The organism is Kitasatospora sp. NPDC098652, from assembly GCF_044760155.1.
Classification (GTDB): domain Bacteria; phylum Actinomycetota; class Actinomycetes; order Streptomycetales; family Streptomycetaceae; genus Kitasatospora.
The window spans coordinates 151,460-170,626 of record NZ_JBIWAQ010000007.1; the positions used below are offsets into that span (position 1 = coordinate 151,460).

Annotated in this window: 22 protein-coding genes; 8 read left to right on the plus strand and 14 right to left on the minus strand. The window is 72.5% G+C overall.

Translation table 11 applies throughout. The annotated features are described in order from the left end of the window. Positions 1–44: 44 nt before the first annotated feature. Complete coding sequence (locus tag ACIQWA_RS18020) at positions 45–1,025, plus strand: GTPase Era (protein WP_402483554.1); 981 nt, start codon at positions 45–47, stop codon at positions 1,023–1,025. Between the two features lie 119 nt (positions 1,026–1,144). On the opposite strand, the gene ACIQWA_RS18025 is transcribed toward ACIQWA_RS18020, so the two are convergent. Both ACIQWA_RS18025 and ACIQWA_RS18030 read right to left on the minus strand, forming a co-directional pair. Then, positions 1,145–1,411, minus strand: a complete 267-nt coding sequence (locus ACIQWA_RS18025; RefSeq protein WP_360228741.1) for a protealysin inhibitor emfourin — start codon at positions 1,409–1,411, stop codon at positions 1,145–1,147. 131 nt (positions 1,412–1,542) lie between these two features. Continuing rightward, complete coding sequence (locus ACIQWA_RS18030; protein ID WP_402483558.1) at positions 1,543–2,565, minus strand: M4 family metallopeptidase; 1,023 nt, start codon at positions 2,563–2,565, stop codon at positions 1,543–1,545. Between the two features lie 332 nt (positions 2,566–2,897). Between ACIQWA_RS18030 and leuA the strand changes: the two genes are divergently transcribed. From leuA to ACIQWA_RS18050, 4 genes are all read left to right on the plus strand, one after another. After that, on the plus strand, positions 2,898–4,694 hold the full coding sequence (gene leuA / locus ACIQWA_RS18035) for a 2-isopropylmalate synthase (protein ID WP_402483560.1): 1,797 nt from the start codon (positions 2,898–2,900) through the stop codon (positions 4,692–4,694). Positions 4,695–5,105: 411 nt separating this feature from the next. After that, positions 5,106–5,777 carry a TerB family tellurite resistance protein gene (locus tag ACIQWA_RS18040; RefSeq protein ID WP_402483563.1) on the plus strand — a complete coding sequence of 224 codons (672 nt, stop codon included), beginning with the start codon at positions 5,106–5,108 and terminating at the stop codon, positions 5,775–5,777. A gap of 191 nt (positions 5,778–5,968) precedes the next feature. After that, positions 5,969–6,715 carry a DNA repair protein RecO gene (gene recO, locus ACIQWA_RS18045; RefSeq protein WP_360228729.1) on the plus strand — a complete coding sequence of 249 codons (747 nt, stop codon included), beginning with the start codon at positions 5,969–5,971 and terminating at the stop codon, positions 6,713–6,715. A gap of 4 nt (positions 6,716–6,719) precedes the next feature. Then, positions 6,720–7,559: an isoprenyl transferase gene (locus tag ACIQWA_RS18050; RefSeq protein WP_360228726.1), complete on the plus strand. Its 840-nt coding sequence runs from the start codon at positions 6,720–6,722 to the stop codon at positions 7,557–7,559. Between the two features lie 116 nt (positions 7,560–7,675). On the opposite strand, the gene ACIQWA_RS18055 is transcribed toward ACIQWA_RS18050, so the two are convergent. Genes ACIQWA_RS18055 through ACIQWA_RS18070 form a run of 4 tightly spaced genes read right to left on the minus strand, consistent with a single transcriptional unit; the run spans position 7,676 to position 10,834 of the window. Then, the gene (locus tag ACIQWA_RS18055) at positions 7,676–8,086 is read right to left on the minus strand and encodes a Fur family transcriptional regulator (RefSeq protein ID WP_360228723.1); all 411 of its coding nucleotides are present in this window, start codon (positions 8,084–8,086) and stop codon (positions 7,676–7,678) included. Between the two features lie 35 nt (positions 8,087–8,121). Continuing rightward, the gene (locus ACIQWA_RS18060) at positions 8,122–9,060 is read right to left on the minus strand and encodes a metal ABC transporter permease (RefSeq protein WP_402483566.1); all 939 of its coding nucleotides are present in this window, start codon (positions 9,058–9,060) and stop codon (positions 8,122–8,124) included. Then, complete coding sequence (locus tag ACIQWA_RS18065; RefSeq protein WP_360228717.1) at positions 9,057–9,821, minus strand: metal ABC transporter ATP-binding protein; 765 nt, start codon at positions 9,819–9,821, stop codon at positions 9,057–9,059. Before ACIQWA_RS18065 ends, ACIQWA_RS18060 begins: the two co-directional genes overlap by 4 nt. Before the next feature lie 14 nt (positions 9,822–9,835). Further along, positions 9,836–10,834, minus strand: coding sequence for a metal ABC transporter substrate-binding protein (locus ACIQWA_RS18070; RefSeq protein WP_402483854.1), 999 nt, complete (start codon positions 10,832–10,834; stop codon positions 9,836–9,838). Between the two features lie 182 nt (positions 10,835–11,016). On the opposite strand from ACIQWA_RS18070, the gene ACIQWA_RS18075 reads away from it, so the two are divergent. Continuing rightward, positions 11,017–12,399, plus strand: coding sequence for a glycine--tRNA ligase (locus tag ACIQWA_RS18075; RefSeq protein WP_402483569.1), 1,383 nt, complete (start codon positions 11,017–11,019; stop codon positions 12,397–12,399). A 99-nt stretch (positions 12,400–12,498) separates the two neighbouring features. Here ACIQWA_RS18075 and ACIQWA_RS18080 read toward each other — a convergent pair whose 3' ends face one another. The 5 genes from ACIQWA_RS18080 to ACIQWA_RS18100 form a co-directional block, all read right to left on the minus strand. Next, positions 12,499–13,602 (minus strand): hypothetical protein, encoded by a 1,104-nt coding sequence (locus tag ACIQWA_RS18080; protein ID WP_402483572.1) that lies wholly within the window; start codon positions 13,600–13,602, stop codon positions 12,499–12,501. 200 nt (positions 13,603–13,802) lie between these two features. Continuing rightward, positions 13,803–14,381, minus strand: a complete 579-nt coding sequence (locus ACIQWA_RS18085) for an NADAR family protein (protein ID WP_402483575.1) — start codon at positions 14,379–14,381, stop codon at positions 13,803–13,805. A 121-nt stretch (positions 14,382–14,502) separates the two neighbouring features. Next, a complete protein-coding gene (locus ACIQWA_RS18090; protein WP_402483577.1) occupies positions 14,503–15,615 on the minus strand; it encodes a threonine aldolase family protein in 1,113 nt (370 codons plus the stop codon). A gap of 45 nt (positions 15,616–15,660) precedes the next feature. Further along, positions 15,661–16,515, minus strand: a complete 855-nt coding sequence (locus tag ACIQWA_RS18095; protein ID WP_402483579.1) for a DUF3626 domain-containing protein — start codon at positions 16,513–16,515, stop codon at positions 15,661–15,663. A gap of 102 nt (positions 16,516–16,617) precedes the next feature. Beyond that, positions 16,618–16,851 (minus strand): hypothetical protein, encoded by a 234-nt coding sequence (locus tag ACIQWA_RS18100; protein WP_402483581.1) that lies wholly within the window; start codon positions 16,849–16,851, stop codon positions 16,618–16,620. Positions 16,852–17,009: 158 nt separating this feature from the next. Between ACIQWA_RS18100 and ACIQWA_RS18105 the strand changes: the two genes are divergently transcribed. Then, positions 17,010–17,618: an alpha/beta hydrolase gene (locus tag ACIQWA_RS18105; protein WP_402483583.1), complete on the plus strand. Its 609-nt coding sequence runs from the start codon at positions 17,010–17,012 to the stop codon at positions 17,616–17,618. Here the strand turns inward: ACIQWA_RS18105 and ACIQWA_RS18110 are convergent. The 3 genes from ACIQWA_RS18110 to ACIQWA_RS18120 all read right to left on the minus strand — a co-directional run bounded on the left by ACIQWA_RS18110 (position 17,615) and on the right by ACIQWA_RS18120 (position 18,974). Further along, positions 17,615–18,049, minus strand: coding sequence for a type II toxin-antitoxin system VapC family toxin (locus ACIQWA_RS18110; protein ID WP_402483586.1), 435 nt, complete (start codon positions 18,047–18,049; stop codon positions 17,615–17,617). The genes ACIQWA_RS18105 and ACIQWA_RS18110 overlap by 4 nt on opposite strands. After that, positions 18,046–18,339 carry a type II toxin-antitoxin system Phd/YefM family antitoxin gene (locus ACIQWA_RS18115; protein WP_402483588.1) on the minus strand — a complete coding sequence of 98 codons (294 nt, stop codon included), beginning with the start codon at positions 18,337–18,339 and terminating at the stop codon, positions 18,046–18,048. Before ACIQWA_RS18115 ends, ACIQWA_RS18110 begins: the two co-directional genes overlap by 4 nt. 68 nt (positions 18,340–18,407) lie before the next feature. Further along, on the minus strand, positions 18,408–18,974 hold the full coding sequence (locus tag ACIQWA_RS18120) for an MFS transporter (protein ID WP_402483591.1): 567 nt from the start codon (positions 18,972–18,974) through the stop codon (positions 18,408–18,410). Between ACIQWA_RS18120 and ACIQWA_RS18125 the strand changes: the two genes are divergently transcribed. Beyond that, on the plus strand, positions 18,952–19,095 hold the full coding sequence (locus ACIQWA_RS18125; protein ID WP_402483594.1) for a hypothetical protein: 144 nt from the start codon (positions 18,952–18,954) through the stop codon (positions 19,093–19,095). The two genes, ACIQWA_RS18120 and ACIQWA_RS18125, sit on opposite strands and share 23 nt — an antisense overlap. Positions 19,096–19,167 lie beyond the last annotated feature (72 nt).

The following is a 19,167-nucleotide window of genomic DNA, read 5'->3' on the forward strand; positions in this document are numbered from 1 at the left end:
GGCCCCGGACGGCGGGGCTCCGTTGATCAGGGAGAATGGGGCCCATGAATGCCCCTTCCTCCTCGTACCGCTCCGGGTTCGCGTGCTTCGTCGGCCGTCCCAACGCGGGCAAGTCGACCCTGACCAACGCCCTGGTGGGGACGAAGGTCGCGATCACCTCCGACCGCCCGCAGACCACCCGGCACACCGTGCGCGGCATCGTGCACCGCCCGGACGCCCAGCTCGTGCTGGTCGACACCCCCGGCCTGCACAAGCCCCGCACGCTGCTCGGCGAGCGCCTCAACGACCTGGTCCGCACCACCTGGGCCGAGGTCGACGTGATCGGCTTCTGCCTGCCCGCCGACCAGAAGATCGGCCCCGGCGACAAGTTCATCGCCAAGGAGATCGCCGGGATCAAGAAGACCCCCAAGGTCGCCATCGTCACCAAGACCGACCTGGTCGACTCCAAGCGCCTGGCCGAGCAGCTGATCGCCATCCACCAGCTCGGCATCGAGCTGGGCTTCGAGTGGGCCGAGATCATCCCGGTCTCCGCGGTCGGCGATCAGGCAGCGGGACGCAGTCCCTCGAACAAGGGTGGTGGTGGGCGAGGGGCCGGCCAGATCGAACTGGTCGCCGACCTCCTCACCAAGCTGCTGCCCGAGGGCGACCAGCTCTACCCGGAGGGCGACCTCACCGACGAGCCCGAGCAGATCATGGTCGCCGAGCTGATCCGCGAGGCCGCCCTGGAGGGCGTGCGGGACGAACTGCCGCACTCGCTGGCCGTCGTGGTCGAGGAGATGCTGCCGCGCGAGGGCCGCCCGGCGGACCGCCCGCTGCTCGACATCCACGCCAACGTCTACATCGAGCGGCAGAGCCAGAAGGCGATCGTGATCGGCGCCAAGGGCGCGCGGCTCAAGCACGTCGGCACCACCGCCCGCAAGCACATCGAGGCGCTGCTCGGCACGCCGGTCTACCTGGACCTGCACGTCAAGGTGGCCAAGGACTGGCAGCGCGACCCCAAGCAGCTGCGCAAGCTGGGCTTCTGACCGGGGGAGTACGGCGAAGGGCGGCGAGCCGCCCCGGGCCCGTCCGGACGCCGTACGTGCGCGTCGGGCGGGCCCGTGCCGCACCGGGCCCGTGCCGCACCGGGGCCCGTGCGCGGGGCCTACGCCCCCTCGCGGAGCACCAGCGAGACCAGCTCCCGCTGCGAGTCGGTGAGTTTGGGGTCGGCGCAGTACACCGTCCGCCCGTCGACGGTGATCTCGTAGTGGAAGCCGTCCGGCACCCCGTACGAGGGCGCGCGCAGCCCGCCCGCGACGGCCTCGCGGGCGAGCGCGTGGACGTGCGGGGCGTCCGTGCGGTCGACGGTGTCGAGCTCCGCGTGACGGAGGATTCCGGCGAGCCCGCCGGTCCGGGTGACCTGGATGCGCATGGTGTCCATGGTGCTACGCAGGGAAGGCTTTTGCGGCTCTTTTCCCCGACCGTGACCTCGAAACCGGTCCCGGACCGGTCCCGGACCGGTCCCGAACCGGTCCGGACCGGCGGTGAACCGGTCGTCCGCGGTCACCCCGGGCTGACGCCGACCTGGGCCCAGGAGGCCGTCACGGTGTCGGCGATCGGGGGCTTGTCGGGGTAACGGGCCTTGGCGGCGGCCACGGTGGCCCGGGCGAAGGCGGTGAAGTCGGCGGTGGCGGTCAGCGTGCCGCCGGTCAGGGCGTCGTACCAGATCCGCCCGGCCTGCTCCCAGGACGATCCGCCGAGGGCGGTGGCCAGCAGGTAGAACGCGTGGTTGGGGATGCCGGAGTTGATGTGCACCCCGCCGTTGTCCTCGGCGGTGTTCACGTAGTCCCGCATGTGGGCGGGCTGCGGGTCCTTGCCGAGCTGGGGGTCGTCGTAGGCGGTGCCGGGGGCCTTCATCGAGCGCAGCGCCACGCCCTGGATGCCGGGGGCGAGCAGCCCGGCGCCGATCAACCAGTCGGCGGAGGCGGCGTCCTGGTGCAGGGCGTACTGCTTGACCAGCGAGCCGAAGACGTCGGAGACCGACTCGTTGAGCGCGCCGGGCTGGTCCTGGTAGTCCAGTCCGGCGGTGAACTGGGTGACGCCGTGGGTGAGTTCGTGGCCGATGACGTCGATGCAGGCGGTGAAGTCGCCGAAGATCTGGCCGTCGCCGTCGCCGAAGACCATCTGCCGGCCGTTCCAGAAGGCGTTGTCGTAGTTGCGGCCGTAGTGGACGCTGGCGTCCATCCGCAGGCCCCGGCCGTCGATCGAGTCGCGGCCGAAGACCTCGGAGTAGAGCGCGAAGGTGGCGCCCAGGCCGTCGTAGGCGTGGTTGACGGAGCTGTCGGCGACCGGGGCCTGGCCCTCGGTGCGGACGGTGCGCCCGGGCAGCCGCTGGCCGTGCCCGGCGTCGTGGATCAGCCGGCTGAGGCCGGGGGCGCCGGCGGTCGGCGGGGGAGCGGCGAGGCGGGCCGCGCGGTGCGCGGCGTCCAGGGCGAGGGAGTGGACGGCGGGCTGGTGACCGGCCTCGGCGAGGCGGTCCAGGACGTAGGGCGGGACGATCGCGCAGCGCGGGACTCCTGCAGTCATGCGGCCCAGGGTGAGGCCTCGATGACCGAATGTCACCACCTGCGGCAGCACCGGTCCACGTCTCAAGGGGTGGAACGGTAGCCCGGATCACTTCGGGGGCGCGCGGGCCTGGGTTACGCTGGCCACATCATGCGCAACGGGCTGCTTCTTCTTAGCTGCCGCGTCGAGGGCCTGTAGTCCACCGGGCCGGCTCCCTCGCCGCGGGGAACGAGCTGTGCGCGGAAACGGCGACGCGAGGGCGTGTCGCGGGGCGCAGCAGCGGCCGGCCAGTCGGTGTCGATCCCTCCCGACCGCCCGCATCACGCATCCACAGGAAGCCGAGAGTCCCCTCCATGACCGAGCAGACCTCCGCCGCGTCCGTCCCCGCCGCTCGCGCCTTCGTCGACCGGCCGACCCCGATCACCGCCGCCTCCGTGCGCCAGCGGCCCTCGGGCATGCGCTACGGGCGCTACCTGCCGTTCGGCACCGTCGACCTGCCGGACCGCACCTGGCCGGACCAGGTGATCACCAAGGCGCCGCGCTGGCTCTCCACCGACCTGCGGGACGGCAACCAGGCGCTGATCGACCCGATGTCCCCGGCCCGCAAGCGGAAGATGTTCGACCTGCTGGTGGCCATGGGCTACAAGGAGATCGAGGTCGGCTTCCCGTCCTCCGGCGCCACCGACCACGCCTTCGTGCGGTCGCTGATCGAGGAGGGGGCGATCCCGGAGGACGTCACCATCTCGGTGCTGACCCAGGCCCGCGAGGAGCTGATCGAGAAGACCGTCGAGTCGCTGGTCGGCGCCCCGCGGGCGACCGTCCACCTGTACAACGCGACCGCGCCGCTGTTCCGCCGGGTGGTGTTCCGCAACGACGAGGCGGCCACCAAGGCGATCGCGGTGGACGGGACCCGGCTGGTGATGGAGTACGCGGAGAAGCTGCTGGGCGACGACACCGTCTTCGGCTACCAGTACTCGCCGGAGATCTTCGTGGACACCGAGCTGGACTTCGCGCTGGAGGTCTGCGAGGCGGTGATGGACGTCTGGCAGCCCGGCGAGGGCCGCGAGATCATCCTGAACCTGCCGGCCACCGTCGAGCGGGCCACCCCGAACGTCCAGGCCGACCAGTTCGAGTGGATGTCGCGCAACCTGTCGCGCCGCGAGTTCGTCTGCCTGTCGGTGCACCCCCACAACGACCGCGGCACCGCCGTGGCCTCGGCCGAGCTGGCCTACATGGCGGGCGCGGACCGGATCGAGGGCTGCCTGTTCGGGCAGGGCGAGCGGACCGGCAACGTCGACCTGGTGACGCTGGGGATGAACCTGTTCTCGCAGGGCATCGACCCGCAGATCGACTTCTCCGACATCGACGAGGTGCGCCGCACCGCCGAGTACTGCAACCAGATGGAGGTGCACCCGCGCCACCCGTACGCCGGGGACCTGGTGTACACCTCCTTCTCCGGCTCGCACCAGGACGCCATCAAGAAGGGCTTCGACGCCCTGGAGGCGGACGCGAAGGCGGCCGGGGTGCCGGTGGCGGAGCACACCTGGGGCGTGCCGTACCTGCCGATCGACCCGAAGGACGTCGGCCGCACCTACGAGGCGGTCATCCGGGTCAACAGCCAGTCCGGCAAGGGCGGGGTGGCGTACGTCCTCAAGAACGACCACAAGCTGGACCTGCCGCGCCGGATGCAGATCGAGTTCTCCCGGATCATCCAGGCCAAGACCGACGCCGAGGGCGGCGAGGTCAGCCCGGCGGAGATCTGGCGGGTCTTCGAGGACGAGTACCTGCCGACCACCGGCAACCCGTGGGGCCGGCTGTCGCTGGCGGGTTCGCGCACCCTGACCACCGAGGACGGCCGGGACGCGCTGACCGCCGAGGCCGTGGTGGACGGTGTGCCGGTGACCCTGTCCGGCACCGGCAACGGCCCGGTCTCGGCCTTCGCGGACGCGCTGGCCCGGATCGGCGTGGACGTACGGGTGCTGGACTACGCCGAGCACGCGCTGAGCGAGGGCGGCGACGCCCAGGCGGCCGCGTACGTGGAGTGCGCGGTGGACGGCAAGGTGCTGTGGGGTGTGGGCATCGACGGCAACACCGTGCTGGCCTCGCTCAAGGCGATGATCAGTGCCGTCAACCGCTCGCAGCGGGGTTAACTCCCTGGGGTGTGTCTGACAATTCGCGTCGGATCAGCGTGCGGCGTTGGGGTGCGTGCATCGCAAGGCGGAGGAGGGAGCCCATGCGGAGCATCGGCGACTGACGACAACGCGGCGAGGTGCGTGCCCCGGCGTCGCGCGCCCGGCGGGAATTGTCAGACACGCCCTGGGGTGGTACGCGAAGGGCCGTCCCGCGGGGCGGCCCTTCGCCGTGTCCGCCGGGCGTTCCGGCGGGCTGTGGCCTGCGCCACATTTTTTCGGATCGGAAGCCGTTCGAGGTACTGACACGTGCCGGTAACCGTGGCAACATCGATCCACCGGCAAGCCGGGTCGGTGGGACGGCCTCGGTGTCCGGTCGCGTGACCTGTCCATAGTTGTGCAGGCCGCCTGCCATGTCTGGGGAGTGGCGCCGTGACCAGGTTGTGGGGTGTCCGCCCGAGGTGGCGGACCGATGTTCTCGGTGATTTCTTCTGCCCGGGCTGCGGCGGGGACCGTAACTACCGCCGGCAGCACGGCCGGCGCTGGCTGCGCCTGCTGGGGACGCCGGTCGTGCCGCTCGGGCCGGTGATCGGCAGCGTGCAGTGCACCAGCTGCCACGGGCGCTACGGCGTCGAGTCCCTGGAGCAGCCCACCAGCGTGCGCCTCGGCGCGATGCTGCGGGACGCCCAGTACACCATCGCGCTGGCCCTGCTCGCGGCCGGCGGCACCGCCCACCGGGCAGCCCGCGAGGCGGCCTGCACGGCGGTGCGCGAGGCCGGGTTCGAGGACTGCGGCGAGGCCCAGGTGCTGGCCGCGCTCGCCGCGCTCTCCGGGCTCGGCGGCGAACTCCACGACGCCCACGGGATGTCCGGGGGCCTGGCCGTGGAACTGCACGCGGTGCTCGAACCGCTCGCCCCGCACCTGGCCCAGCAGGGCCGGGAGCGGCTGCTGCTGCTGGGCGCCGCGATCGCCCTGGCGGACGGGCGCTACCTGCCGCAGGAGCGCGAGGCGCTGGCCGCCGTCGGCAGCTGCCTGGACCTGCCGCAGAGCCAGGTGCCGGCGCTGCTGGAGGCGGCGACCCGGGCACCGTACGAGAACCTGTAGGGCCTCGGCCCCCGTCCCGCCGGACCTTCCGTATCCCCCACAAACGGGCCCGCTCGCCCCCGGCCTTCGGCCGGGAGGTGCCCCCCTCCGGGCCCGCCGTGACCCGCACCGCAGTGGTCCTCCCCCACGGTCCCCGGTGCGGGCAACACGGCTGTCCACGGCTGTCCGTGCCCTGGGGGACAATGGGGGGCATGAGCCTTTTCCGGGACGACGGCGTCGTGTTGCGGGCGCAGAAGCTCGGCGAGGCCGATCGGATCATCACCCTGCTGACCCGCCACCACGGCAAGGTGCGGGCGGTGGCGCGCGGGGTGCGCAAGACCAAGTCCAAGTTCGGCGCCCGGCTGGAGCCGTTCTCGCACGTGGACGTGCAGTTCTTCAGCCGGGGGAGCGAGCTGATCGGGCGCGGGCTGCCGCTGTGCACCCAGGTGGAGACCATCGCCCCGTACGGCGGATCGATCGTCACCGACTACGGCCGCTACACCGCCGGCACGGCGATGCTGGAGACGGCCGAGCGCTTCGCCGAGAACGAGGGCGAGCCGGCCGTCCAGCAGTACCTGCTGCTGGTGGGCGGGCTGCGCACGCTGGCGGCCGGGACGCACGAGTCGCACCTGGTGCTGGACGCCTTCCTGCTGCGCTCGCTCGCGGTGAACGGGTACGGCGCGAGTTTCACGGACTGCGCCAAGTGCGGCCTGGACGGGCCGAACCGTTTCTTCTCCCTCCCCGCAGGGGGGGTGCTCTGCGCGGACTGCCGAGTGCCCGGATGTGCCGTACCCTCCCCTGAGACACTGGTACTGCTCGGGGCGCTGCTGTCAGGGGACTGGCGGACGGCCGACGCCTGCGAGCCACGGTACTGGCGGGAGGGCAGCGGCCTGGTCGCGGCCTATCTGCAGTGGCACCTGGAGCGGGGCATCCGCTCGATGAGATACGTGGAGAAGTGAGCACATGGCAGCGCGACGGCTCTTCGGCGGTGGCAAGCAGCGGGTCTACGAACCCCCGACCCCGCACCCCAGCGGCGCCAGGCCCCCGAAGCTCCCCGGCGAGCTGGTCCCGGACCACGTCGCCATCGTGATGGACGGCAACGGCCGCTGGGCCAAGGAGCGCGGGCTGCCCCGCACCGAGGGCCACAAGATCGGCGAGTCCGTCGTGCTGGACGTGCTCAAGGGCGCGATCGAGCTCGGCGTCAAGAACATCTCGCTGTACGCGTTCTCCACCGAGAACTGGAAGCGCTCGCCCGACGAGGTGAAGTTCCTGATGAACTTCAACCGGGACGTCATCCGCCGCCGCCGCGACGAGATGGACGCGATGGGCGTGCGGATCCGCTGGGCCGGCCGGATGCCCAAGCTGTGGAAGAGCGTCGTCCAGGAGCTCCAGGTCGCCGAGGAGCAGACCAAGGGCAACGACGCCGTGACGCTCTACATGTGCGTCAACTACGGCGGCCGGGCCGAACTCGCCGACGCCGCGCAGGCGATCGCGCTGGACGTGGCGGCCGGCCGGCTGGACCCGAAGAAGGTCAACGAGAAGACCCTCGCCAAGTACATGTACCACCCGGACATGCCGGACGTGGACCTCTTCCTGCGCCCCAGCGGCGAGCAGCGCACCTCCAACTTCCTGCTCTGGCAGTCCGCGTACGCCGAGTTCGTGTTCCAGGACGTGCTCTGGCCGGACTTCGACCGCCGCGACCTGTGGCGCGCCTGCGAGCAGTTCGCGATGCGCGACCGCCGCTTCGGCGGGGCGATCCCGAACGAGCTGCCCTCGCCGCTGGAGCTGCCCGCCCAGCGCTGATGCCGACCGGCGCTGATACCGACCGGTGCGCACGTGCCGAAGGGCCCGCGGAACGAACCGTTCCTGCGGGCCCTTCGGCCGTCGTCCGCGCGGGCTGCCCCCGTACGGACGGTCGTTCAGCCCTTCTTGGCGCAGTCCGCGCAGGTGCCGAAGATCTCCAGGGTGTGCGCGATGTCGCTGAACCCGTGCTCGGCGGCGACCGAGTTGGCCCAGCGCTCGACCGCGGGGCCCTCGACCTCGACGGTGGCGCCGCAGTGCCGACAGACCAGGTGGTGGTGGTGCCCGCTGCTGCACCGGCGGTAGACGGCCTCGCCGTCGGCGGTGCGCAGCACGTCCACCTCACCGGCGTCGGCGAGCGACTGGAGGGTGCGGTAGACCGTGGTCAGACCGACGGAGTCTCCGCGGTGCTTGAGCAGGTCGTGGAGCTCCTGGGCGCTGCGGAAGTCCGCGATCTCGTCCAGGGCCGCCGAGACGGCGGCTCGCTGCCGGGTCGAGCGGGCGCGCGGCGACGGGCCTGCGGTGGTCACCGTGGGTCCTCCTGGGGTCGTGGGCGTCACGCACCTCATTGTGCCAGCCCGGCCCGCCGCTCCGGAGTGGTCGCGTCGGAGGAACTCTTTCCCGGGTCCTGGCCGGGGAGCCGGACGTCGCAGACCTGGGGCCCCTGCCCGGCGTCGCCGCGGCGCCGGTGGCGGCGGCGGGCGAGCGGGGCGGCGATCGCGCTGAACACCGCGAACACCGCGATGGCGAGCAGCACGATGGCCGGTCCGGAGGGCACGTTCAGCTGGTAGGAGCCGGTGACGCCGGCCAGCGCGACCACCACGCCGAGCGCGATCGAGGCGGCCTGGGTGGCGGCGAAGGAGCGGGTCAGCTGCTGGGCGGCGACCACCGGGACCACCATCAGCGCGCTGACCAGCAGCAGTCCGACCACCCGCATGGCGACCGTGACGGTGACCGCGGCCATCACCGCGAGCAGCAGGTTGAGGGTGCGCACCGGCACGCCGGTGACCCGGGCGAAGTCCTCGTCCTGGCAGATCGCGAAGAGCTGGCGGCGCAGGCCGACGGTGACCGCGATGACCACCGCCCCGAGCACCGCGATGGTGGCCAGGTCGGCGGGGGCGACGGTGAGGATCGAGCCCCACAGGTAGCTCTCCAGCGAGCCGGCCCCGGCCTGGGCGGACATCGAGACGAGCAGCTTGCCGCAGGCCATGCCGCCGTAGAAGAGCATCGCCAGGGCGATGTCGCCGCGCTGGTTGCCGCGCGAGCGGACCAGCTCCATGGTGACGGCGCCGAGCACGCAGACCAGCACGGCCATCCAGACCGGGCTGGTCTGGAAGATGAAGCCGAGGCCGACGCCGGTCATCGCGACGTGGCCCATGCCGTCGCCCATCAGGGCCTGGCGGCGCTGCACCAGGTAGATCCCGACGGCGGGGGCGGTGATCCCGACCAGCACGGCGGCGAGCAGGGCGCGCTGCATGAAGTCGTAGGAGAGCATCTCGGTCATGCGAGCAGCCTCGGCGGGGTGAGGTCGGCGTGCGGGTGGACGTGGTCGTGGCCGGGCAGCGCGTGCAGGCCGGTGTTGGGCACCGGCGGGCCGTCGTGCGCGACGCAGCCGTCCCGCAGCACCACGGCGCGGTCGATCAGCGGCTCCAGCGGCCCGAGTTCGTGCAGGACGAGGAGGACGGAGGCACCGCGGCCGACCTCGGCGCGCAGGGTGTCGGCGAGCACCTGCTGGCTGGCGGCGTCCACGCCGGCCATCGGCTCGTCCATGATCAGCAGGTCGGGGGTGCCGACCAGGGCGCGGGCGATCAGCACCCGCTGCTGCTGGCCGCCGGAGAGGTCGGCGACGCCGTCCCCGGCCCGGTCCAGCATGCCGACGGCGGCCAGCGCGCCGTCCACCGCGGCGCGGTCCCGGCGGCGGAACGGCAGCAGCCGGTGCTGTGCGAGCCGCCCGGTGGAGACCACCTCGCGCACGGTGGCGGGGACGCCGGAGGCGGCGGTGGTGCGCTGCGGGACGTACCCGATCCGGTGCCAGGCGCGGAAGGAGCCGTACGGGGTGCCGAACAGCTCCAGGGTGCCCTGCTCCAGCGGCACGGAGCCGATCACGGCCTTGACGGTGGTCGACTTGCCGGAGCCGTTGGCGCCGAGCAGGGCGACGACCTCGCCGGGTCGGACGGTGAGGTCGACGCCGCGCAGCACCGGCCGGCCGCCGCGCGAGGCGACGGCGTCGCGGAGGCGGACGGCCGGGGGTATCGGGTGGGTCATGGTGGGGCGTCCCGTCAGCTCGCGGGGGTGGGGGCCGGGGTGGCCGCGGCGGGGGCGCCGAGGGCGGCCCGGAGGTTGGCCAGGTTCTGCTTCATGACGGTCAGGTAGTCGTCCTTGGACGGGTCCTTGACGCCCTCCAGCGGGTCCAGCACGGCGGTCCTGAGGCCGAGGTCCTTGGCGACGGTGTCGGCGAGCTTGGGGCTGACCAGGGTCTCGAAGAAGATCGTGGTGACGCCGTTGTCCTTGGCGGCCTTCTGCACCTCGGCGAGGCGGGCCGGGGTGGGCTCGGACTCCGGGTCGACGCCGTTGATGGCGACCTGGGTGAGGCCGTAGTGGTCGGCGAGGTAGCCGAAGGCGGCGTGACTGGTGACGAAGGTCTTGGTCTTGACGTCCTGCAGCCCGGTCCGGAACTCCTGGTCCAGGGCGGTGAGCCGGGTGACCAGGTCGTCGGTGTTCTTCCGGTAGTCGGCGGCGTGCGCGGGGTCGGCCTTGGCGAACTCGTCGCCGACGCTCTTGGCGATCGCGGCGTAGCGGCTCGGGTCGAGCCAGATGTGCGGGTCACCGGCCGGGCCCTCGTGCTTGTGGCCGTCGCCCTCGGCGGCGCCCTCGTCGAGGTGGTGGTCGACCAGCGGGCTGGCCGCGGTGGCGTCGATCTTGTGCTTGCTGGTCGACTGGTCGACGGCCTGGTCGACGGTGGGCTGGAGGCCCTTGAGGTAGAGGATCGCGTCGGCCTTCTGGACGCCGGCGACCTGCTTGGCGGTGAGCTCCAGGTCGTGCGGCTCGACGCCGGGCGCGGTGAGATCGGTGACCGAGACGTGCTCCTTGCCGATCTGCTGGGCCAGGAACTCCATCGGGTAGAAGGAGGCGACGACGTTCAGCTTGCCGTCCGCGCTCTGGGCGCTGCTGCTGCCACCGCAGGCCGTGAGGGCCATGGAGGCGGCGAGGGCGGCGACGGCCAGGGCGGCGGTCCTGCGGGTACGGCGGCTGAGCAGTCCGATCATCATGACAATCATTCTCATCTGCAGTGGAAATGATTGTCAAATCACTCGGACGGGTGAACGGCAGGTGGCCCTGGCTGGGAGGAGTCGGACCATATCGATTTGAACCCCGTACCCGTCTGGCCGGTAACCTTGGGTATTCGGGTACGAGCAACCAGCCGTGCCCTGACCGTGCCGTACGTACTGAAGAGAGCACTGTGGCCGCCGACAAGATCGACACGATCGTCAGCCTGAGCAAGCGCCGAGGCTTCGTCTACCCCTGCAGCGAGATCTACGGCGGCACGCGTGCCGCCTGGGACTACGGGCCGCTGGGCGTCGAGCTCAAGGAGAACATCAAGCGCCAGTGGTGGCGCACGATGGTTCAGGCCCGCGAGGACGTCGTCGGACTCGACTCGTCGGTGATCCTGGCCCGCGAGGTCTGGGAGGCCTCCGGCCACGTCGCCACCTTCAACGACCCGCTGACCGAGTGCCTCTCCTGCCACAAGCGCCACCGGGCCGACCACCTGGAGGAGAAGTACGAGGCCAAGCACGGCTTCCCGCCGCCGAACGGCCTCAAGGACGTCAACTGCCCCGACTGCGGCACCAAGGGCCAGTTCACCGAGCCCAAGGACTTCTCGGGCATGCTCAAGACCCACCTCGGTGTCACCGAGGAGGCGAGCGGCCTGGCCTTCCTGCGCCCCGAGACCGCCCAGGGCATCTTCACCAACTTCAAGGCCGTCCAGACCACTTCGCGCAAGAAGCCGCCGTTCGGCATCGCCCAGACCGGCAAGAGCTTCCGCAACGAGATCACCCCCGGCAACTTCATCTTCCGGACCCGTGAGTTCGAGCAGATGGAGATGGAGTTCTTCGTCAAGCCGGGCGAGGACGAGCAGTGGCACGAGTACTGGCTCCAGCAGCGCTGGGACTGGTACGTCGACCTCGGTCTGCGCACCGAGAACATGCGCTTCTTCGAGCACCCGAAGGAGAAGCTCTCCCACTACGCCAAGCGCACCGTGGACATCGAGTACCGCTTCAACTTCGGCGGCTCCGAGTTCTCCGAGCTGGAGGGCGTCGCCAACCGCACGGACTACGACCTGCGGGTGCACAGCGAGGCCTCCGGCCAGGACCTCAAGTACTTCGACCAGGAGAGCGGCGAGCGGTACTTCCCGTACGTCATCGAGCCGGCGGCCGGCCTCAACCGCGCCATGCTGGCCTTCCTGATCGACGCCTACTTCGAGGACGAGGCGCCGAACGCCAAGGGCGTCATGGAGAAGCGCGTCGGCATGCGGCTCGACCCGCGCCTGGCCCCGGTCAAGGTCGCCGTGCTGCCGCTGTCGCGCAACGCCGAGCTCTCCCCGAAGGCCCGCGGCCTGGCCGCCGACCTGCGCACCGCGTGGAACGTCGAGTTCGACGACGCGGGCGCGATCGGCAAGCGCTACCGCCGCCAGGACGAGATCGGTACGCCGTTCTGCGTCACGGTCGACTTCGACACCCTCGAGGACAACGCGGTGACCGTTCGCGACCGCGACACCATGTCGCAGGAGCGCGTGTCGCTGGACCAGGTGAAGGGCTACCTGGCGGCGCGGCTGATCGGCTGCTGAGTCCGGTACTCCTGCCGAGTCCGGTACTTCGGGGAGCCCCCGGCCGTCCTCCCTCGTGGAGGCGGGCGGGGGCTCCCCGCTTTTCGGACGGCCGGTGGGTCAGCGCCGGCCCCAGCGGGAGCGCGGGGCGGCCGGCGGGGCGGTCGGCAGGCCGGCCGTACGGAGGGCGGCCAGGGTGGTGCGGTGGCGGGTGTCGTCGGCGAGCAGTGCCGCCAGCAGCTGCCCGTAGAGGTCCCGGTGGTTCTCCAGCGCGGCGGCCAGGCGGGCCAGTTCGACCGGCGGGCGGAGGGCCGCCAGCTCCTGCAGCAGGAGGGTGGCGAGCGCGGGCGGCAGGCCGGTCGCGAGTCCGACCAGGTCCGCGGTCGGGCGGCCGGCCGCCTGGCGCAGCAGCGTGCGGACGTCGGCGGGGCGGCCGTGCTGCTGGAGGCCGGCGGCCAGCGAGGTCAGCTCCGGGGTCGGCGCCGAGCCCCACTCCCAGAGCAGTGTGGCGCTGTCGGCGTGCTGCCCGGCCCGCTCCAGCGCGGCGAGCAGCGCCGGGACCGCGGCGGCCGGGTAGGCCTGGAGGGCGTGGAACAGCTCGGCGGCCTCCTCGGCCAGGCCCAGTTCGCGCAGCTCCGCCAGCACCACGACGGCGTGCTCCGGGGCGCTCCGGGCGGCCGTCCGGGCCAGTTGGAGCGAGGCGCCGGTCGGCCCGCGCCGGGAGAGCATCCCGGCCAGCAGGGCGGCCTCGGCGGGGGCGAGGTGGGCGGCGGCCCGGTCCAGCAGGTCCTCGGCCTCGGGGAGGGCCCCGCTGCGGTGGAGTCCGGTGATCCGCTCGGTGAGGGCGCCGAGGTCGGGGCGGACGGGTGGAGCGGGGGGTGGCGGCGGTGCCGGTGCCGGGGGTGGTGCCGGGGCCGGGGACGGTGTTGGCGCTGGGATCGGCGCCTGTCTGAGGTGGAGCTCCAACTCCTGTAACTGATCGCTCAGTTGCAGGCAGCGCGCGCCCAGGCCCTCCCGCAGGGTGCGGGCCTGGGCGAGCTGCCGCAGCAGGTCGCCGTCCGGGCGCCGGCGGCCCGGGGTTGCCCGTATCGCCTCGCTCAACCGGCGTTCGCGTTGGCCCGCGTACCGGCTCGCGCGGAGCAACTCGTCCAGTTCCGACCGGAGTTCGGCGGCCCGTTGCTCGCCCTCCGGTTGCCGGCCTGCGGATTCTTCCGTCGACCGCATGCGCATGATCGCCCCAACCTGTCCATCTGTGCCCTGACTGCGGGACATCCTGGCGTCGGAATGTGGCGATGGAGTTACGAGAGCGCGACCAGTCGTGCCCGAGTGGTGTCAAGGAGCGCGCAGAGGGCGGCCGTTGCGAGAAGTGCGCCGGTCGCGCTCCGCGGCAGGGGCCGCCCCGTCCGGCAGGGGCGCGACCGGTCTCAACCGGCCAGTCGGGCCCGCGCCTCCATCAGCGCGAACCCGAGCAGGTTCAGCCCCCGCCACTCCAGCGGGCGTTCGGCCCGGATGTCGTCCGCGCCGAGGCCGATGCCCCAGATCCGGTCCACCGGGCTGGCCTCGACCAGGACGCGGTCGCCCGTGCCCAGCAGGTACTCCCGCAGGGCCTCGTCCTGACCGAACTTCGCGACGTTCCCCTCGACCACCAGGTCGAACCGGCCCGCCGTCCAGGTCTGGTCGTCGAAGTCCTGCACCAGCCGGCCCAGCTTCTTCGCCTCGGCGGGCGTCCGGGCCTCCAGCACCCGCTGCTCGATCGCCCGGTCGCCGAACATCCGGGCCTTGCCGGCCATCATCCAGTGCTCGGCGGAGGCGTACGTCACCCCGTCGACGGTGAACTGCCCGGGCCACCACTGGCTCAGGCACTCCTGCCGCGTCCCGCCGCCCTTGCGGGCGGTGTGCCCCCAGAACATCACCCACTTCGGCCGTGCCCCGGTGGCCATCAGGCCCGCCAGCTCCTCGCGGCTGCGGACGTCGGCGAAGTCCCCGACCTGCTGCTTGCTCATAATCGTCATTCTGACACGAAGGGCGGGGAGCCCGCCATCCGTTTGACGGCCGCGGGCTCCGTCCGGCTGCCCGAGCCCGAGCCCGAGCCCGAGCCCGAGCCCGAGCCCGGGGGCCGGCGGGTCAGTCCCGTTTGGCGGCGGCGACCAGTTCCAGGAAGCGCAGCCCGAGTTCGGTGACCTCCTCCGCCGTCCAGTCCCGGGCCGAGCCCGCCAGGCGGACCTCGGCCATGGCGAGGCCGGGGGCGGCGTCGGTCCAGTCCAGGAACCAGGTCCTCTCCTGCTCGGCGAGGGCGAGGGTGGCGGCGTTCAGGGCGCGCGCCGGGTGGGGGAGCCAGAGCTGGAAGTCGTGGGTGGGCGGGACCTCCGGGAAGATCCGCGCACCGGGAAGGGCGGCCAGGGCGGGGATGAGGGTCGCCGCGTGGCGGGTGTGGCCGGGGATCCGGGGGAGTTCGGTGGCCAGGCCGGTGAGCGCGGCGAGGGCGGCCGGCCACTGCTGGTAGAGCTGCCCGCCGTAACGGTGGCGCCAGGTGCGGGCGTACGCGGTGAAGGCCTTGTCCCCGGCGAGGGCGGCCCCGCTGATACCGCCGAGGTCCTTGTAGTAGGAGACGTAGACGCTGTCGGCCAGGGCGGCGATCTCGTCCAGCGGCCGGCCGAAGTGCGTCGTGGTGTTCCAGAGGCGGGCCCCGTCGAAGTGCACCCGGGCACCGGCCGCGCGGGCGGCGGCGACCAGCTCGGTGAGCTCGTCCCAGGTGGGCAGGACGAAGCCCGGGTCGCGGAGCGGGAGTTCCACCACCAGGGTGCCGAACGGCTCGCCGAGGCCCCGCAGTTCGTCGGCGGTCGGCTGCCGCGGCTCGGTGGTGGGCCAGAGGCTGCGCAGGCCGGTCAGCTGGACGTGGGCGTGGCGCTCGTGCCGTTCGAGGTGGCTCTGCGGGTGGAGCGCGACGGCCGGGTTGCCGGTCCTCTCGGCGTGGTGGCGCAGGGCGACCTGCTGGGCCATCGTCCCGCTGGGGAAGAACACCGCGTCCTCCGTGCCGAGGAGCGCGGCGGTGCGCTCCTCCAGCTCCCCGACCGGCCCGCCGTTCCCGTAGATGTCGGGGTGGGCGTCCGGCTCGACCGCTTCGGCGAGCGCGGTGAGCCGCTCGCGCATGGTGAGCGGGCGGTTGCCGGAGAGGAAGCGGGTACAGGCCCGGCGGGCGGCGCGCAGGCGGGCCCAGTCGATCTGGTCATCGGTCATCCGGCGATTCTCCGTCCGGCAGGAAGCCGGGCCAACCGCTTTTCGCTACCCGGGGGCGCCGAACCCGGGGGCGCCGAAGCGGGCGAGGTAGTGCCACACCTTCTTGAGGGCCTGGGGGTCGTGGCGACCGCTCGCGGCGGCAGCGCCGATGATCCGGGGGTCGAGGGCGCCGTCCTCGGCGATCCGGGCGCCGAGGGCGACGAACTCCTGGCCGCGGTAGTCGGGGTGGCGGCGGAGCTCCTCGACGGTGAGCCGGAAGCCGGGGTGCCACTCCAGCGGGCAGGGGAGGCGGCGGGCGGCGTCCTCGACCGGGGTGTTCCGGTAGCACGGGTCCAGCACCAGGGCCTCGACGTCCTCGGCCGGCCGGACCGGGCCGTGGACCTGTGCCTCGATGTAGTCGTCGAGGGCGTCCTGGTCATCGGCCAGGGCCAGTTCGACGAGCCCCATGCGGGCCGCGGTGCCGAAGTCCGTGGGCTCCAGGAAGCTGTCCGGGTAGCAGAAGGTGGTGCGCTCCAGGGCGGGGGCGGTGAGCCGCAGGTGCGCGGAGCCGAAGCGGGGTGCGGCGCCGACCGGACTGCGGCGGTGGTCGAGGGCTCCGTAGACGGGGCGTTCGCCAGGAGCCGCGGCGTCGTAGGCGCCGGCGAAGATCCGGCTCTCCCAGCGCCAGCGGTCCCCGCCGGGGTGGGCGGTCAGGCCGCCGTTGCTGGTGCCGGTGGCGAACTGGGAGAGGTAGACGCCGTCCTCGGCCAGGGCGTCGAGGACGGCCCGGCCGCGGGAGACCCGGTCCGGGTGGAAGTTGAGGGTCACCCGCAGGGCCGGGTCGACCGGCGGGCCGGCGGAGAGCGAGGCCACGTGGTCGAGGGCCCGGACCTGCGGGGTCGGGGCGGCGTCGGAGCTCATGCGCGGTAGTGTCGCGCGGCCGGGTCGAGGGGCGCACCCGGGTTTCGTCCGCCCCGGCTCCGCTGCGTCCGCCCCCGGCGCCGGGAACGCGGCGCCGCTGCGTCAGACGTAGTGCGTCTGCAGGTCGTCGGGGAACAGGCCGTTGCCGTGGTGGGTGGCCCAGGTGGAGTGGGTGCTGCGGATCCGGGCGGCCTGGGAGGTCCGCCGCTGTTCGATCAGCAGGCCCTCCGTGCCGTCCGCCCACCGCCGGTGGGCCCGATCACGACGGGCCAGGTACAGGGTGGTGCCGACGACGACGGCCGCCAGCGCGGCCAGGAACGCGAGAACGAAGCTCATGAGCTCCCCCTTCCTTCGGACTCGATCACTGTGCGAACCAAGTATCGCGGACCGGGGTGTCGCTCCGCCATAGCTGAAGTAGCTTGGGGTGCACGGCAAATGATGGTGCAGGAGGTTCCCTTTCGGCCGGCGGGGCGGGCCGGAAGTAGCCTGCGGGCATGTCCGCTTCCTCCGCGCTGAGCCTCCCCACCCGTATCGACGGCGACTCGGACCGGGTCGCGCTGGTCGTCCCCGGCGTCGGCTACACGCCCGCCCGTCCACTGCTGCACTTCGCCTCCTCGGTCCTGATCCGGCACGGCTGGACGGTCCAGGAGCTGTGGTGGCGGATCCCGGACGGATTCGTCGAGTTCACGACGGAGCAGCGGATCGCCTGGGTCGAGCGGCAGGTCGGCGCGGCCGTCGACGCCGAGGGCGGCGCCTGCCGCCTGCTGGTCGGCAAGTCGCTGGGCTCGCTGGCCGCCGGCCTCGCCGCGGACCGCGCCCTCCCGGCCGCCTGGCTCACCCCGGTGCTCACCCTCGACCACGTGGCCCGCGCCCTCCACCGGGCCACCGCACCGACCCTTCTGATCGGCGGCGGCGCCGACAAGCTGTGGGACCGGAGCGTCGCCGACGCCACCGGCCACCAGGTCCTGGAACTCCCCGCCGCCGACCACGGCCTCGAACTCCCGGACGACCCGACCGGATCCGTCGACCTGCTCCGCACAGCCGTCGCCCGCCTGGACACCTTCATCGGCGCACTGGCCCCCGGCCGTGGAACCTGCGCCTAGGCAGGAGCGCCGCCGGGCTCGACGTCCGACGTCGAGCCCGGCGCGGTGATCGGCAGGTCACGTTCCTCGGCTGCTTCGGCGAGGCGTTTGTCGTACGTCACAAAAGCGGTGAGCGCCTGCTCCAGGTGTTCGGCGCTGGCGAGGTGAATGGCGTCGAGCGTCCCCGAGTGCCGGGTGGGGAAGCTGCCGGCGGCTCGGAGGATCGGATCGGAGAGCCGGATGCGGAGCATTCGGTCGAGCAGGTCCGCCGCAGCATCGTGCAACTGCTGCGGCGCACCGATCCTGATGAGCGCGCGCGGGACCTCGACCTGGGCCAGCGCACTGGTCGCATGGCCCTCGGAGCCGTGTGACGAGAGGAACGTTCGCAGTGCGGAGGACTCCGTCTCCGGGAGGAGGAGCTTGAGGATCGCGCAGGAGTCGAGGTAGATCAACGGTCTTCTTCCTCGCGCATCCTGTGGAGGGCCTCGGTCGCGGACGGGAGCTGGATGTCGACCGTGGGCGGGACCCAGTCGGCCAGTCCACGGGCGGTGGCGGCGTTCTCCGGGTCGATGGTGCCGTCGCGTACGAGATCCTCCAGGACCCGCTGCTCCGGGTCAGGCGGTGCGAGTACGGCGATCAGCCGCCCGTTGCGGGTGATCTCGATGCGCTCCCCGGCCGCGACCCGGTCGATCAGTTCGCTGGCATGTTGCTGGAGCTGCCGGATGGGGACTCTGGCTGTCATGCGACTCACGGTAGGGCGGATCGTGCGGCGATTGCGAGCAGCGTGCGTCGGGTTCACCCGGACGAGCGTCACCCCCGCCCCGGGAGCTCCCGGCCCGGGAAGCCGTGGCGGCGGGCCGCCGTGGTCACGGCCAGGGCGAGGGCCAGCAGGGCGAGGGCCGACCAGGGGAGGGACTGCGGCCCGGCGTGGTCGAGGAGGAGGCCGCCGGCGGACGCGGCGGCGGCGATGCCGAGGTTCCAGCAGGTGACCAGCAGGGACTGGGCGAGGTCGGCGGCCGTGTCGGCGGCGTCGGCGACGGCGGTCTGCAGCAGGGTGCCGACGCCGCCGAAGCCGAGGCCCCAGACCGCGGCGGCGGCGTGGACGGGCCAGGGCGACGACGAGCCGAGCAGGGCTCCGGCGAGGGTCAGGGTCGCGGCGCCGACGAGGAGGCAGGCGGTGAGGGTCAGGGTGCGCAGGTGCCGGTCGATCAGCGCTCCGGTGACGGCGATGCTCACCAGCGAGGCCAGGCCGAGGACGAGCAGCACGGTGTCGGTCCGCCCACCGAGGTGCAGCGGTTCGAGCAGTGCCGCGACGTAGGTGTAGAGGATGTTGTGGGCGAGTACGAAGGTCGCGGTGACGGCCAGGACGGACGCCACCCCGGAGATCCTCGACACCCTGGAGTCCGAGACCGAGCGGATGACCCGCCGCATCCACTGCCTGACCCGCAACCGCGACGCCATCCTGGAGTACCTGTCCGTGGTCAGGGAACTCGCCTGACCGTACGGGCGGTTGCGGGCAGCGCGACGGCCCCGAGACCGGCGGGAACCGGTCGCGGGGCCGTTCGTCGTC